The organism is Microvirga sp. 2YAF29 (assembly GCF_052114605.1).
Taxonomy (GTDB): domain Bacteria; phylum Pseudomonadota; class Alphaproteobacteria; order Rhizobiales; family Beijerinckiaceae; genus Microvirga.
Genome location: NZ_JBFRFB010000001.1, coordinates 266785 through 281969 on the forward strand (window position 1 = coordinate 266785; position 15185 = coordinate 281969).

The window sequence follows — 15185 nt, forward strand, 5'->3', positions numbered from 1 at the left end:
CAACTAGGATGCCTCGCGCGGCACCCTTTAGAGGGTGATGCACCAACACAACACTGTGGTCAAATTATTACAGCCACGGCTCAAACGCGGTTTGTACGCACCACCATGAGTTCCAGGTCCCGAACCTTCTTGCGTAAGGTGTTGCGATTCACGCCCAGCAGCTCCGCCGCACGGATCTGGTTGCCGCGAGTTGCCGCAAGGGCAGCTCCAATCAGCGGCCCTTCGATCTCACGTAAGATTCGATGATAGAGCCCCGGAGGCGGCAACGTATCTCTAAAGCCGGAAAAATATTCGGCCAGATGCCGCTCGACAGCATCGGAGAGTCCCTCCGCGTTCTGCTGGCCCTGAGTGCTTGGCTTGCCGGCCGGCTGAGGCGGCAGAAGTGGCTGGGAATCCAGCTCCGCCTCGATGATGGCGCCGGTGATCGTGTCCTGCGGGTACAGGGCCGCCAAACGCCGCACCAGGTTTTCCAGCTCGCGGACATTGCCGGGCCAGCGGTAGCGCTTCATCCGGTCCATGGCCTCCACGTCGAGCTGCTTGCGGGCCAGTCCTTCCTTTTCGACCAGGGTGAAGAAGTGGCGAGCGAGATCGGGAATGTCCTCCACACGCTCGCGCAGGGGCGGAAGGCGCAGGGGCACCACGTTGAGCCGGAAATATAGATCCTCGCGGAACAGGCCCTGTTGGATCAGAACCCGGAGATCCTTGTTTGTCGCAGCGACGATGCGGACATTGGTCTTTATCGGCACGCGCCCGCCGACGGTGGTGTATTCGCCCTGCTGAAGCACTCGAAGCAAGCGCGTCTGCGCCTCCATCGGCATGTCGCCGATTTCATCGAGGAAGAGGGTGCCGCCCTCGGCCTGTTCGAAGCGTCCTGTATTGCGCGCGGTTGCCCCTGTGAAGGCGCCCTTCTCGTGGCCGAACAACTCTGACTCGATCAGCTCCCGCGGGATCGCCGCCATGTTGACGGCCACGAAGGGGCCTTGGCGACGCTTGCCGTAATCATGCAGCGCCTTCGCCACCAGCTCCTTGCCGGTCCCGGACTCGCCTGTGATCATCACGGTCAGGTCCGTTGGCATCAGCCGCGCAAGGGCGCGGTAGATTTCCTGCATGGCATGGGAACGGCCGACGAGGGGAATATCCTCATTCTCCGCATTCGGCACACTTGATACCGCATGGCGAGGCCGCGAAAGCGCTCGGCCCACGACGGCCACCAATTCCTTCAGATCGAAGGGCTTCGGAAGATACTCGTAGGCTCCGCGTTCGGAAGCCTTGATGGCGGTCATGAACGTGTTCTGGGCGCTCATGACGATGATGGGAAGCTCGGGGCGCAGCTTCTTGATGCGCGGCAGCAGGTCGAACGCGTTCTCATCGGGCATCATCACGTCCGTGATGATGACGTCGCCCTCACCTTGAGCCACCCAGCGCCACAAAGTTGCGGCGTTGCTCGTGGACCGCACCTCGTACCCGGCCCTGGAGAGCGCCTGATTCAGCACTGTCCGAATGGCGGCATCGTCATCGGCAAGAAGAATTTGTCCGCTGGGCATATCGATTAGCCTCAAATATCCGCTTCGCGACCGTCATTGGCGCGATGCATCGGCAGAAGAATTCGGAAAGTCGTACGGCGCGGCGCCGGCTCACATTCGATGATCCCGCCATGATCGCCGACGATCTTCGCCACGAGCGCAAGTCCAAGGCCGCTGCCTTGGACCTTCGTTGTCACGAAGGGATCGAATAGATCGCTCATGAGTTCGGGCGGGATGCCCGGACCGTTGTCGCTCACGCTGAGCTCTATCGGTAGGCTCACCCGTTCCTGTGCCCCCGGAATCTGAAGGCGTACACCTGTGCGGAACGCCGTCGATAGCGTGATCTCCCCATCCGTCGAATCGATACCGACAGCCTCTGCGGCGTTCTTCACGAGATTGAGGATGACCTGGATCAACTGGTCCCGATTGCCGAGAACCGGCGGGAGCGAAGGATCGTAATTTTCGACGAAGCGGATATGCCGCGCGAAGCCGGATTGAGCGAGACGTTTCACATGATCGAGCACGCCATGGATGTTGACCGGCCCACGCTCGACAGGGCGCTCCTCGCCGAACAACTCCATTCGCTCGACGAGCTTTACGATGCGGTCGGTCTCGTCGCAGATCAATCGGGTCAGGAGGCGGTCGTCCTCGTTGGCGGATTGCTCGAGCAATTGAGCGGCGCCTCGAATACCGGAGAGCGGATTTTTAATTTCGTGCGCCAGAAGGGCACCGAGCGCGGTGATGGACCGCGCGGCCCCGCGATGGGTGAGCTGTCGGTTCATCTTGTCAGCGATTGTGCGCTCCTGGAGCATGATGAGAACGTTCTCGCCATCGTCTCCCAGCGGGGTCGCGAACACGTCGACGATGCGCTCAGCCCCCATGCGCGGGCTGCCGATATCGACCCTGTGCTCGCTGACGCTGGAGCCTCGCTGGCGAACGTCGTCAATAAGTGCCATCACAGGGGAATCGAAGGGCAGGAAGTCGCTGAGCTTCTGGCGCTGCATCATGCGCAGGCTCATCTCGAAAAACGCTTCGGCTGCGGAATTTCCATGAACGATCTTGTGATCCCCACCGATGGTGAGGACCGGCAGGGGAAGTGCATTCACGATGAGGTCGTTCATGGCGATCGTCATGCGGCCTCCCGTGCGCGCTCGGTATGAAGGGATCGCAACAGGTTCATGACGGCGCGCGCGTCACTGGACGTCACCAGATCGGTTCGGACCGATTGCGACACACGAAACCCCATCGAAATCGCCGTCTCGGCATAGCCGACGAGATGCTTGCGCGCATGGCGGATACCCACTTGCGGACCATAGAGACTGAGAAGGCCCTCGTAGTGCTCCACGGCGATCTCGGTCAGCTCCTCGGCGGTCGGATCGGGCAGGCTGCGCCCCTGAAGAGCGGCGCCGATCTGTCCCACGATCCACGGACGCCCGACAGCGGAGCGCCCGATCATCACCGCCGCCGCGCCCGATGCAGCGAGGCAGGCTCGCGCATCGTCGAGCGAGCCGATATCGCCGTTGGCGATGACGGGGATGCTCACGGCCTGAACGACGGACGCAATCGCGTTCCAGTCCGCCATGCCCTTGTAGAATTGCTGCCGGGTCCGGCCATGCACCGTTACGGCCTTGACGCCCAGTGCCTCGGCGCGTCGGGCAAGCTCGGGCGCATTGATGGTGCCATGATCCCATCCGAGCCGCATCTTCACGGTCACGGGGACGCTGGCGGCAGCCACTGTGGCTTCGATCAGGCGGCAGGCATGATCGAGGTCCCGCATGAGAGCGGAGCCAGAATAACCGCCAATCACCCGCTTTGCGGGGCAGCCCATATTGATGTCGATAATCCGGGCCCCTGCCCCTTCAGCCAGCCGCGCGGCTTCGACCATCCAATGCGGCTCGCAACCGGCGAGTTGCACCACATGGGGTTCGATGCCTGTGCCCTCCGCCCGTAACTGAGCCTCCTCCGAACCCTGCACGAGTTCGTCGGATGCCACCATCTCGGACACGACGAGACCAGCCCCCCAGCTCTTGGCAATGCGCCGAAGAGCAACGTCCGTCACGCCGGACAGAGGTGCGAGCACAGCTGGGTTTTCGACTCGGACAGGGCCGATGCAGAACTCTCGCCCGCCTATTTTTTGATCAAGATTCATTGTGCCTAATTAATAGACAAATCTCAGGCCTGCGCAAGCCCCCGGTCAGGAGATTTGCCTATTCGGCAAGTCGCGCTTAGGACAGCACCTGTCACAGAGGCCCGCTTATGTCAGTCGTTGCCCTTATCGTTGCCGCAGGACGTGGATCGCGAGCAGGCGAAGGCATGCCGAAGCAATATCGTCTCCTGAATGGCCGGACCATTCTGGAACAGACCCTCAAATGCTTTCTCGACCACCCAAGGATCGATCATGTCATCGTGGTCATCCACCCGGACGACATTGCCCTTTACGACAAGGCCGTCGGTTCAGCCGGTGTGAACGTCCCCCTGCTCCCCGCCGCCTATGGTGGAGAAACACGGCAGGATTCTGTCAGGAGCGGGCTGGAAGCCCTCTCGGACCTCGCTCCGGATCTCGTCCTCATCCATGACGCCGCCCGCCCATTCGTCAAAGCAGACTTGATCGACCGGGCCATCGATTCAGCAAAGACGTGGGGAGCCGCCGTCCCCGGCATCCCCGTCACGGATACGATCAAGGTTTTGGATAAACGGGGCATGGTGACTTCCACACCAGACAGATCCGGCCTTCGGGCCATCCAGACTCCGCAGGCCTTTCGATTTACCGCACTGAGCGAGGCCCATCGCAAGGCTGCCGCCGCTGGGCTCCACGCCTTCACGGATGACGGCGCCTTGGCTGAGTGGGCCGGGCTTCCCGTACATGTCTTTGGCGGAGAAGTTTCCAACATCAAACTCACTCACCCCTCCGATTTCGCGGAGGAGGAGCAGCGCCTGAAAGGCTCCCGCATGACCTATGTAACCCGCGTTGGAACCGGCTTCGATGTGCATGCCTTCGGCGAGGGCGATCATATCTGGCTCGGCGGGATCAAGGTTGCCCATGACCGTGGTGTGATCGCTCACTCCGATGGGGACGTGATCCTGCATGCCCTGACTGATGCCATTCTCGGCACGCTGGCCGATGGGGATATTGGAACCCACTTCCCGCCCAGCGATCCGCAATGGCGCGGCGCGTCCTCGGACCGCTTCCTCGCCCATGCGGTGAGCCTTGTGCGTGATCGAGGTGGGTTGCTCGATCATCTCGATACGACCCTGCTCTGCGAGAAGCCTCGTCTAGGTCCGCATCGCGAAGCCATGCGGCAGCGGATCGCCGAGATCTGCGGCTTGCGTCTCGACCAGGTTTCGCTGAAGGCCACGACGACCGAGAAACTGGGGTTCACAGGCCGCAGTGAAGGCATCGCGGCGCAGGCCGCCGCTACGATCCGTCTGCCGGAGTAAGACGATGAAGCCAGAATTGAAGCACCGTGCGGATGCCCTCCTCAAGGCCTATGAGCGAAACGGCCTGAAGATCGCAACGGCGGAGTCCTGCACCGGCGGCCTCGTCGCCGCCCTGCTGACGGAAATCTCCGGCTCCTCCGCCGTCGTCGAAAGAGGCTTCGTCACTTACTCCAATGAGGCGAAGATTGAGCTGATCGGCGTCCCCGCCGATCTCATCGCCACGCATGGCGCCGTCAGCGAACCGGTGGCCCGCGCCATGGCGGAAGGTGCGTTGGCTCACTCGCACGCCGATGTTGCTGTTGCCATCACCGGCATTGCCGGTCCCGGCGGCGGAAGCGAGGCGAAACCTGTCGGGCTTGTGCATTTCGGTATGGCCCGGAAAGGTAGGCCCACGCAGCATCTCGAACGGCGCTATGGCGATTTGGGCCGCGTGATGGTGCGCTGGTGTGCCGTAGAGGATGCAATCGCGCTTTTCGAGTCCGTGCTGTAATGCACTTCCGCCTGCGGCTTTCCTGGCTCGAAATCATTCTGCAGAGCCTGTTGGCGTTCGTCCTTTTCGGCTTGGTCTATGACTTCATTCAAGCGATAGGCGCATCGGCTTGCAGCGATCGTCCCATCCAACCCGATTGTTATCCTTGGGGTGCGGAGGGACTGACGGACAACTATGACTCGAAAGAGGCCTACCTTCGTTCCTCAGCTGTCGGTATCGCCCTCTTGTTCGCTGCTTCCATCCAACCGTTTTTCGCGCCCGGTCCGAAATCAGGCCTGATCCGGCTTTCTGTCGTGATTGTCGCTGGAGGCTTGTTGCTGCGGTTTTGGTGACCTACCCAGCCGCTATCGAACCTTTCGGACCGAAAACCTGATCCGCCCTTTTCTCGAAGGATTCGGTGAATTTGCGGAAGGCCTTGTCGAAAACCGTGCCCATGAGCAGGCCGAGCGCGAAGCTTTTAAATTCGTAGTTGATGTAGAACTCCACATCGCAGCCGGTGGGCGTGGGGTGGAATGTCCAGCGGTTTTCCAGATACTTGAACGGGCCATCCACGTATTCGACCTGGATGCGAAGGCGTGGCTCGTCGAGGGTCACGCGGGTGGTGAAACTCTCATTGATCGCCTTGTAGCCCACGCGCATGTTGGCCACGAGCGTCTCGACGCCCTCCCCGCTCTGCACGCGGCGGATGACACGCAGGTCTTCACACAGAGGCAGGAATTCCGGATAGCTCTCCACATCGGCGACGAGAGAAAACATCTCGGCCGGCTTGTGCTTCACGGAACGCGTCATGCGGAAAGTCGGCATGGGTCAGGCGGCCTCTTTGAGATGTGTCAGCTCGGCCTCGATGGCCGGAATGTCGGAACGGGAACGCAGCACGAAAAGCCTCTGATCCGGCCGGAGGTGTTCGAGCATACGTGCCGTCTTGGGGCGCATGGTCTTCGGATAGCTCCAGATCCAGCGCATGAAAGACCAGTCGAATTTCTCAGGCCCGGCCACGCCAAGATCGGAACGTGGCCGCCCGTAATTTGTCATGACCCGCCAGAGCACGCCGGCGATGCAGCGCCAGCGCGGCAGATCGAGCCACACGATAGCCGTGGCGCGCGGTACGCGGATGTCGAAGGTGCTGGAGTAATTGCCGTCCATGATCCAAACCGGTCGCGCCGCGAGGTCCTTCACGCGCTCACGCCATTCGGGCCGTGACGGCATGGTCCAGCCCGGCCCGAAATATTCCCGGTCGAGATGGATCAGGGGGAGCCCGAGCCGTTCGCTAAGTCGCCGCGCCAAGGTGCTCTTGCCCGCGCCCGGGCTGCCGATGACCAGAATTCGCTGCATGCTCCATCCGAAACTAGGCGAGCTTGGCGAGACGGGCTGACTTGAGCTTGGTGAAGTCCTCGCCAGCGTGATGCGAGGAACGCGTCAGCGGGGTCGAGGAGACCAGAAGAAACCCCTTGGCATAGGCGGTGGTTTCAAAGGCCTTGAACTCGTCCGGCGTGACGAAGCGGATCACCGGATGGTGCTTCTTGGTAGGCTGGAGGTACTGGCCGATGGTCATGAAGTCCACATCCGCCGAGCGCAGGTCGTCCATGAGCTGAAGGACCTCGTTCCGCTCCTCGCCCAGACCGACCATGATGCCGGACTTGGTGAAGATGGTCGGGTCGAGCTCCTTCACCTGCTGGAGCAGGCGGATGGAGTGGAAATAGCGCGCGCCGGGGCGAACCTTGAGATATCGGCCCGGCACCGTCTCCAGATTGTGGTTGAATACGTCGGGCTTGGCCGCGACCACCACTTCGAGCGCGCCGGGCTTGCGAAGGAAGTCGGGCGTCAGGATCTCGATGGTGGTCTTCGGCGAGCGGGCGCGAATGGCATGGATCACATCCGCGAAATGCTGTGCGCCGCCGTCGGCCAGGTCGTCGCGGTCCACGGAGGTGATGACCACGTGCTCAAGGCCAAGCTTCTCGACTGCTTTCGCCACGCTCTCGGGCTCGCTCTGATCGAGGGCCTGGGGCATGCCCGTCTTCACGTTGCAGAAGGCGCAGGCGCGGGTGCAGGTGTCGCCCATGATCATGAAGGTGGCGTGCTTTTTCTCCCAGCACTCACCGATATTGGGGCAGCCCGCCTCCTCGCAGACGGTCACGAGCTTGTTTTCGCGCACGATTCGGTTGGTCTCGGCCCATTTGGGCGAGCCCGGCGCCTTCACACGGATCCAGTCCGGTTTGCGCTGCTGAACAGGCTGGTCCGGCCGGTGCGCCTTTTCCGGATGGCGGGGGCGGTTATCCTTGTTCAGAAGGTCGAGAACGACAGCCATGAAGCAAACCCTTGGATCGGAGGCCAAGCCTCCCGGTGTTGGCCTGATTTAAGACTTTTGACGCATCTTCGCAAATGCTGAAGTCGCAGAGCCGGGTTGCGGTGGATTCGGCCGGTCCGTGGCTATGACAATTCGAGAAGCGCCATGCCTCGACCAACCGGGGGCGCCGGCAGGATGTGGCGCGTGTTCCCTCCCCCTTGCGGGGAGGGATTGAGGGTGGGGGTCGCAAAGTCGGGGCGCACGCGCCTCATCCAATGAGCACACCAGTCCTACCATGTCATGGCCGGCCTTGTGCCGGCCATCCCGATCCGAAAAGCGCTGCGCTCTTAACAATCGGGATCACCGGCACAAGGCCGGTGATGACGTAGGAGTGGTTTGGTCAGAGCCTTCACCCGGTCGCACCACCCCCACCCCTAACCCCTCCCCGCAAGGGTGAGGGAACAAGGGCGGAGCTTTATGAGCCTGCCCTCTCAGAATGACATTCCTCATGGCACGAACCATAGGCATGCCCATGACAGGTGCATCCGGCCCCTACCCTTGCCGCAGCATCGACCGCACGGTCTCACGTTGGGCAGCGCACCGTATCCGGTACTCTTGCATGTTGTCACGCAGCGCATCGGAGAAGAATTCCCGCCGCTCGAAGAAGCATGGCGGCCCGAATCCGCCCTGGCACCTGCCCTCGGTGCGGCAGGCGCGCTTGCGGCATCCGGGCGCCACCTGCAGCACATCGGCGAGGCGCCGCAGCGTGTCGTCGCAGTCGGGTTGTCGGGAAAGAATGGTCGCAAGACGGCTCTTGGACATGGGACACCTTCGGCAATCATCGATGGATTGAAATGGCTTGGTCGGACTATGAGATAGGAAAACGGCGTGCGCCTGCGGGCTCCGGGCCGAAAAGGCCGGGAGCTTGAAAGGCAGTCGAGGGTGGCGCGATGTGCAGCCCGGCTCGATGCTGTGTAGTGTTTGAAGAGCCGGATGGCACTTCGCGCACGGCTTTTTTAGGCGGACAGGCGCGGCTGGCTCACGAACTGCCGGAAGCGGACACCGTCTCTATTACGGGCGGCTTCCGACCAGAACTGAACCCGGCCTCTCGCCTGGGCCTCCCGTCACATGAGCTTGCGTCAGCCCACGCACGAGACCGCGCCCGACCCCACAATCACGACGCCTCGCGAGCGCGCCCCTCGGTGGATCGGGCTAAGCCATAGATAGCTAAGGTTGGGATTATTGTCAAGAACAAAGACAGAACGTATTTAGGCGTAAATTTAGGCGCTTGATGACAGATCAAGTTCGTGAAGCTAACTGCCTTTCTTTGAAGCTGCTGAAAATGGCACAAGGTCGGGCAAGGCCCGGCGCAAACACCATCACTTCGGTGCCCTTGCCGTGGTTTCGAGCGCTGTAATTTATGTCGAACTGCTCCCTTTCAAAAGTCTGATATATAGAGTGAATTGGCTCGACATTATCGTAAGAAACGATCCATTTGTGACGATCTATCTCGGCGATAATCTCAGCCAATTTTACATGGTCTTCATGTTTATAATGATTTTGATAAAGGTAAGCGCCTTTAACATAATAAGGTGGATCGATATAAATTAGGCAGTCACCATCAATGTTATGAACATAACCTGAGAGAAAATCAGCGGCATCAAGATTGCAAACTGAAATTCTAGATCGGTAAAAGCCAATCCTCTTTACCCGGCTGATCAACTCGCTCTTATTAAACCTACAATCGATCTTCCAATCACCCTTCTGACTAAGCCCGCCGATTAGCCCGCCATTGAGAATTCCTGAACGGTTTGTGCGATTTAGGAAGAATGTTGAGAAACCTACTTCGATTAGATCGTGTGAGGCCGGTTGCCGTTTAATTTCTCTTGCCTGAAGCCACGTTTCTACAGTGATAGGGGTACTGTCGATTTTGGCAACAAAGGCATCAGTTTCATGCACTACTGAGTACCAGAAAGCATATACGCAGTGATCAATGTCATTGATATGTATATGCCTGACGCGCTCAGAGAACAAAAGATCTAGCGCTACAGCCGCGCCTCCTGCAAACGGCTCGGCATAGTGCCCTCCTTGAAGGCGGTTAAGCTCTAAAATCTCAGTCAAATAAGGTGCAAGCTTACCTTTGCCGCCAGGATACCTGAGCGGAGAAAAATTCGTCATAACTGCCCCCTCTTTGTCTCACTCAAAAATAGTGGGACCAGAACTATTTGCGTTGACTTTCGAGTACCTCGAACAATTCGATAAAATAAGGGTGAAATCTGCTCCACATCGTTAATATTTCGCTTGGAGCAGGCATTGCCGTGTGATCGTGAATAGCTCGGTTAAGCTCATCGAGGCTATGCAATCTATCTTGATTACCATTTGCAACATCTCTCGCTGCTGCAAGCTTCGGCTTTTTCCCGTCAGGATCGATCTGCTTTAAAACAGCATCTACTTTTGACTTAAGTTTTATTCCGTAGTCGTGCCATGTCGAGCCGGGACTCTTATTCAGAGTTGGCACGTTCATTTCCTCAAGAAATACAGTTGTAGCCTTCTCTAAGAAAATCCTAATTATCGCAGCGCTCACGAAAGGATTTTTCTCTACGGAGAGTTTTTTAAGCTCGCCGTAAAATCGATTAAGACTTGAATTGGAGATCTTCAATCCAGGCTCAGCTAAATACTTCCGATCTCGAACGGGCTTGGACCGAGATTGAAATAACCCGCTTTCTGAACTGCTGCTTGAGGAAGCAGACCCACCAGCATTAACACCGGAATCATCAAACGACTTTGGGGGCCGAGTGGCGGTTTCATTAGATGACTTATCAATCCCCCTAATTTGTCCGGCCACCTCCTCCGGAGGCTTCTTTCTGACGCTATGCCAACTAAATCGTTCGATAAATGCTTGCTGCTGCGTGGCTGTGCTAACTTGAGGCTCTGTAAATTTGGGGTCAGCCATAGCCTCAAGAAGCATATTGACTAACTTTACTGCCGCGCTCTTATCGCCATTCTCAGGCGTTAATGTTCCGTCCTTGCCGAAAACAAGACCAAGTATCGTGACAATATGAGGGGATACAAGCACGCGCTCGATCGTGGTTGTCTTTGATGAAATACGATTCAAGATAGGATCCGAATCGACACCGTGCTCATCCAAGAACGAAAGCGCGGCAAGCCAGCGCGTAAAGCGGCCATCGGCTGCATTACTCCGTGCAGTCGCGACAGCGTCCCACCCAATAACGCCCTTGCCACCCATACCTATGTAATGCTTGCGCTTGATCCACTCTGCGGCTGCAATACGATCTAGAACCACGCACTCTACAGTGCTGATATTCAAGGCTAGGAACTTAGGATGGAGACGCCTGAAGAGTGTATAACTGGGAGATTCTTTAGCCAAGTCCGGAGTCATGAGCGCCTTGAGCGCTGTGACGCGTCGATTACCTTCTAATGCAATAAACTGCCCAGGCGTTGCTGGGTCCACAGCGACGATGAGCAATGAAGATGGATCTAATCCACCCTGTTCCACGATATCCTGAGCCAATTCGGAGACTTTATGCTTCTTCTCATCCATAAGCAGAAGCTGGATCGCATCTCTCTCCGTTTTAACCTTCTTGTGTCTGAAGTTCTCTATATCCAGAGAAAGCGAAGCGATATCAATTCTCATGACTTGTTTTCCGCACTATAGCCAAAACTGCGCGCACAGGTTGTTATTTACACGCTCAATAGTTGCGAAATGGTATACCGTATTAATCACCAGATGTGTGCGGTGCGTTCTAATTCACCTTCTATAGTGGCTAGCATTTAGTGAGCATCTATAGAAATTTGGTCGCAAGCTTCGTATGCCGTTTTATAGATGGAAGTGTCTCAAAGCTGAGTATCGCTGTAGACTCTAACGAGAGCTGCGTTTATCCCTCCCCGGCATTTACTTACGTTTTCGCCTCGGCACCGGATAACCTCGCCGCGCGTTAACGCCATATGGCCAAGTCTATCCAACTCGTCCCGTCCCAACCTGAACATCCCCATGGCGTTGTCGCGTCGGCCGTTTACACAGCCGGTCGCCGTTTGGCCGATATCTCTATCGAGGAGGCGGGAGATTGGTCGCGCAAGCCGGGGCATGTGGTGTGGATCGGGCTGCATGAGCCCGACATCGATCTTCTCGGCAAGGTACAGGCGGAGTTCAGCCTGAACGATCTCGCCATCGAGGATGCGCTCAAGGCGCACCAGCGGCCAAAGCTCGAACAATACGGTGAGGCTCTATTCGTCGTCGCGCGCACGGCTCAGATGGTGGACGGGCGTATTGCCTTCGGTGAGACGCATCTGTTCGTCGGGAGAGGCTATGTGGTCTCCGTGCGCCATGGGGCCTCGACAACCTATATCCCGGTGCGCGAGCGCTGCGAGGCCATTCCTCAGGCGTTCTCGGAGGGCGAGGATTTCATCCTCTATGCCATCCTCGACTTCATCGTCGACAATTACATGCCGGTGATCCAGACCATCCAGGAGGAAGTGGAGGAGATCGAGGACGGCATCCTCGCGGGAACCTCTGAAGCCTTTCACGTGCGGCGGCTTTATGAGCTTCGGCGCGATCTGCTGCGGCTGCGCAATGCCGTCGTGCCCCTGGTCGAGGTCTGCCGGCGCCTGGAGCAGCCCGGCCTCCCCGGTATCGACACCGCCATGTCCCCGCTGTTCCGCGACGTGTCCGATCACATCCGCAGGGTGCAGGAAGAGATCGAGTCCCTGCGCGAGGTGCTGGCCTTCGCCTTCGAGACGAGTTTGATGACGGGCCAAGCGCAGCAAACCGAGATCACCCGCAAGCTCGCGGCCTGGGCCGCCATCCTGGCCGTGCCGACGGCGGTGGCTGGCATATACGGTATGAATTTCGACGTCATCCCCGAGCTGCATTGGCGGTATGGATACGCCCTCGTGCTGGCGTTAATCGGGCTGGTCTGCGGCCTGCTCTACTCGCGCTTCCGCCGGAACGGATGGCTTTAAGCCGATTGCCGGGCGAACTCCTCCGTGAGTTCCGGGTAAAGCTCCATTGGCGGAAACTTTTCGAAGCTGTGCACGGCTGATGTCTTCGCCCATGGCAGCGCCTCGCTCGTACAGGTCTCGACGAAGGGAATGAAATCGTGCGCATCGTCGAAGAGCGTGGCACGAACATTGACTAAGGCATCGAGGCCCTTGGGCCGGGTGAAGGCCCAGCTCATGCAATGTGGGCAAAAGAAATGACGCGTGGCCCCATGCAGCCCGCCGATGACGGGTTCTCCTGCTGTCACCTCGAACGCCTCGCTGGGATAGAGCGCACTGAGAGAGAATGCACTCGCGGTCATCCGTTGGCAGCCGGTGCAATGGCAGGCCATGGTAATGATGGGTTTGGCGGTGACGCGAAAGCGCAATTGCCCGCATCGGCATCCGCCCTCGCGCATATGAGAACCGTCGACCATCTGAATCCTCCTTCGAGATTCCGCTTTCCGGCACGGAGGATGATGGTGGAAGGGTGCTCGTGCAAGGGAAATGACAATGGCCGGGCAGAACCCGGCCATGACATCATGTTTGCAATAGACTGCCCTCGCCTTTCGGCGCTTGCGTTTATTCCGCCGCTTGTTTCGCCGGCTCCGTCGGCACGTTGCGCATGCCGCCCAGAACTTCTTCCGCCGAAGCCTTGTAGTTCTTCACGGAACTGGTCCACTGACCCCAGACCTTTGGGTCTATGACGTCACCATTGTTGCCGAGACTTTTTAGCCGGCGCTGCTCATCCTCCGTCAGCACCTGCTTCGCCAACGGCGGGAGATTGCGCACGTTATCGGCCGTGATTCCGATCATCTCGCCAACACGCCGTCCGTAATCGTCGTGCACCATCAGGAGATGCCACACCATGCGCTCCTGCACATCGCGCTCGCATTGCCCAAGCAGCGTGCCCAGATTGAGCACGAGGTCGTCGCGCTCCCAATCCATCATGGTACAGTAGCGTCCACGCGCGTGAATGTAGTCGTTGCGACGCTCGATGACGCTGCGTGTCAGGCGGCCGTGAACTTCCGGCGGGTTGTTGGGCTCCTCGCGCGGGGATTCGTGCAGGCCGTTATGAAGCGACGGCTCGTAGTTCACGTGCGGGTTCTGCCCTTCCGCCAGATCGCGGCGATAGGACATCTGGCCGCCATTGAGATTCGTCGAAACCTTCGAGTTTTTCGCCTGGTTGACCGGCAGCTGCAGATAGTTGGTGCCGACGCGATGACGCTGCGTGTCGGAATAGGAGAACGTGCGGCCGACCAGCATCTTGTCGTCCGAGAAGTCCAAGCCGTCCACAAGCACGCCAGTGCCCATCGCGATCTGTTCGTTCTCGTTGAAATGATCGCCCACATTGCGGTTGAGCGTCATGACGCCCACATGGCGCAGCGGGAAATCCTTCTCCGGCCAGACCTTGGTGTCGTCGAGCGGGTCCCATTCGAGTTCGGGATGATCATGGTCTTCCATGATCTGCACATATATGTCCCATTGCGGATGCTCGCCGCGCTCGATGGCTTCGAAGAGGTCCTTGGATGCGGAGCCGAGATCCTGCCCCTGCACTTTCCCAGCCTCTTCGGCCGTCAGGCTCGCAAGGCCGCAGCGGGGGTGGAAGTGGTATTTCACGAGAACAGTATCGCCTTGCGCGTTCACCATCTTGTAGGTGTTCACGCCGAAGCCTTCCATATGCCGATAGCTCGCCGGAATGCCGCGCGGGCTGAACAAATGCGTCAGCATGTGCATGGATTCCGGGGTCTGGCTCATGAAGTCGAAGATGCGGTTCGGCTCCTGGCGGAAGGTGACTGGATCGGGTTTGAGCGAGTGGATCACATCCGGGAACTTGATGGCATCGCGAATGAAGAACACCGCGAGGTTATTGCCGACGAGATCCCAGTTTCCGTCTTCCGTGTAAAATTTTACGGCGAACCCGCGCGGATCGCGGGCGACTTCGGAGGAATCGCGCCCCCCGATCACCGTGGAGAAGCGGATCGCCAGCGGCGTCTTCTTACCGGCCTGCTGAAACAGCTTGGCACGGGTGTATTTCGAGGCGGGCTCATCGCCGATCTTCCCCGTCGCCTCGAACTCACCGTAACACACGAAGCCGCGGGCATGGACGACGCGCTCAGGAATACGCTCGCGGTCGAAATGGGTGATCTTTTCCAGGAACTGGTAGTTCTCAAGCGTGGCAGGACCACGCGCTCCGACAGTTCGCTGAGACTGATTGTTGGTGATCTGATGACCCTGACGGTTCGTGAGAACCCGATCCGGAGTTCCCGGAGGTTGCTTTGGCGTCTTGTCCATGGATGCGTTTCCCTTAGAGCGGCCGTTGGTGGCTTGTATGCTCAAAGCGAAACAATCAGATTAGGTGCTGGTTCCAGGAAGCCGCGACTGACCGGCCGCAACAGCCGGATTTGTCACGATATCCAATTGCACAAATATCGGAAGCTCAGGTCCGTGGACC

At 58.7% G+C, this 15185-nt stretch carries 15 protein-coding genes; 4 read left to right on the plus strand and 11 right to left on the minus strand.

Annotated features, from left to right (window positions below):
* Positions 1 to 80: 80 nt before the first annotated feature.
* From ntrC to dusB, 3 genes are read right to left on the minus strand one after another with little or no spacing between them, the layout of a single operon-like run.
* The gene (gene ntrC, locus AB4Y85_RS01225) at positions 81 to 1544 is read right to left on the minus strand and encodes a nitrogen regulation protein NR(I) (RefSeq protein WP_441983021.1); all 1464 of its coding nucleotides are present in this window, start codon (positions 1542 to 1544) and stop codon (positions 81 to 83) included.
* Between the two features lie 11 nt (positions 1545 to 1555).
* Positions 1556 to 2656, minus strand: a complete 1101-nt coding sequence (locus AB4Y85_RS01230) for a two-component system sensor histidine kinase NtrB (protein WP_441983022.1) — start codon at positions 2654 to 2656, stop codon at positions 1556 to 1558.
* Positions 2653 to 3672: a tRNA dihydrouridine synthase DusB gene (gene dusB, locus AB4Y85_RS01235; RefSeq protein WP_441983023.1), complete on the minus strand. Its 1020-nt coding sequence runs from the start codon at positions 3670 to 3672 to the stop codon at positions 2653 to 2655. Before dusB ends, AB4Y85_RS01230 begins: the two co-directional genes overlap by 4 nt.
* Positions 3673 to 3779: 107 nt before the next feature.
* Here dusB and AB4Y85_RS01240 point away from each other — a divergent pair, with 107 nt between their 5' ends.
* The 3 genes from AB4Y85_RS01240 to AB4Y85_RS01250 are packed head-to-tail and all read left to right on the plus strand — an operon-like array spanning position 3780 to position 5783.
* Positions 3780 to 4961: a bifunctional 2-C-methyl-D-erythritol 4-phosphate cytidylyltransferase/2-C-methyl-D-erythritol 2,4-cyclodiphosphate synthase gene (locus AB4Y85_RS01240; protein ID WP_441983024.1), complete on the plus strand. Its 1182-nt coding sequence runs from the start codon at positions 3780 to 3782 to the stop codon at positions 4959 to 4961.
* A 4-nt stretch (positions 4962 to 4965) separates the two neighbouring features.
* Complete coding sequence (locus tag AB4Y85_RS01245; RefSeq protein WP_441983025.1) at positions 4966 to 5451, plus strand: CinA family protein; 486 nt, start codon at positions 4966 to 4968, stop codon at positions 5449 to 5451.
* Positions 5451 to 5783: a hypothetical protein gene (locus AB4Y85_RS01250; RefSeq protein ID WP_441983026.1), complete on the plus strand. Its 333-nt coding sequence runs from the start codon at positions 5451 to 5453 to the stop codon at positions 5781 to 5783. The genes AB4Y85_RS01245 and AB4Y85_RS01250 overlap by 1 nt, the downstream gene beginning before the upstream one ends.
* A 1-nt stretch (position 5784) precedes the next feature.
* On the opposite strand, the gene AB4Y85_RS01255 is transcribed toward AB4Y85_RS01250, so the two are convergent.
* From AB4Y85_RS01255 to AB4Y85_RS01280, 6 genes are all read right to left on the minus strand, one after another.
* On the minus strand, positions 5785 to 6255 hold the full coding sequence (locus AB4Y85_RS01255; RefSeq protein ID WP_441983027.1) for a type II toxin-antitoxin system RatA family toxin: 471 nt from the start codon (positions 6253 to 6255) through the stop codon (positions 5785 to 5787).
* Positions 6256 to 6258: 3 nt separating this feature from the next.
* A complete protein-coding gene (locus AB4Y85_RS01260; RefSeq protein WP_441983028.1) occupies positions 6259 to 6783 on the minus strand; it encodes a topology modulation protein in 525 nt (174 codons plus the stop codon).
* 13 nt (positions 6784 to 6796) lie between these two features.
* Positions 6797 to 7756 carry a lipoyl synthase gene (lipA, locus tag AB4Y85_RS01265; protein ID WP_441983029.1) on the minus strand — a complete coding sequence of 320 codons (960 nt, stop codon included), beginning with the start codon at positions 7754 to 7756 and terminating at the stop codon, positions 6797 to 6799.
* A 531-nt stretch (positions 7757 to 8287) separates the two neighbouring features.
* The gene (locus tag AB4Y85_RS01270) at positions 8288 to 8557 is read right to left on the minus strand and encodes a hypothetical protein (protein WP_441983030.1); all 270 of its coding nucleotides are present in this window, start codon (positions 8555 to 8557) and stop codon (positions 8288 to 8290) included.
* 477 nt (positions 8558 to 9034) lie between these two features.
* On the minus strand, positions 9035 to 9913 hold the full coding sequence (locus AB4Y85_RS01275) for a DNA adenine methylase (RefSeq protein ID WP_441983031.1): 879 nt from the start codon (positions 9911 to 9913) through the stop codon (positions 9035 to 9037).
* 43 nt (positions 9914 to 9956) lie between these two features.
* Positions 9957 to 11390 (minus strand): hypothetical protein, encoded by a 1434-nt coding sequence (locus AB4Y85_RS01280; RefSeq protein ID WP_441983032.1) that lies wholly within the window; start codon positions 11388 to 11390, stop codon positions 9957 to 9959.
* 311 nt (positions 11391 to 11701) lie between these two features.
* Between AB4Y85_RS01280 and AB4Y85_RS01285 the strand changes: the two genes are divergently transcribed.
* Positions 11702 to 12715: a magnesium and cobalt transport protein CorA gene (locus tag AB4Y85_RS01285; protein WP_441983033.1), complete on the plus strand. Its 1014-nt coding sequence runs from the start codon at positions 11702 to 11704 to the stop codon at positions 12713 to 12715.
* Here the strand turns inward: AB4Y85_RS01285 and AB4Y85_RS01290 are convergent.
* Complete coding sequence (locus AB4Y85_RS01290; protein WP_441983034.1) at positions 12712 to 13167, minus strand: GFA family protein; 456 nt, start codon at positions 13165 to 13167, stop codon at positions 12712 to 12714. The genes AB4Y85_RS01285 and AB4Y85_RS01290 overlap by 4 nt on opposite strands.
* Before the next feature lie 145 nt (positions 13168 to 13312).
* The gene (locus tag AB4Y85_RS01295) at positions 13313 to 15025 is read right to left on the minus strand and encodes a catalase (RefSeq protein ID WP_441983035.1); all 1713 of its coding nucleotides are present in this window, start codon (positions 15023 to 15025) and stop codon (positions 13313 to 13315) included.
* Between the last annotated feature and the right edge of the window lie 160 nt (positions 15026 to 15185).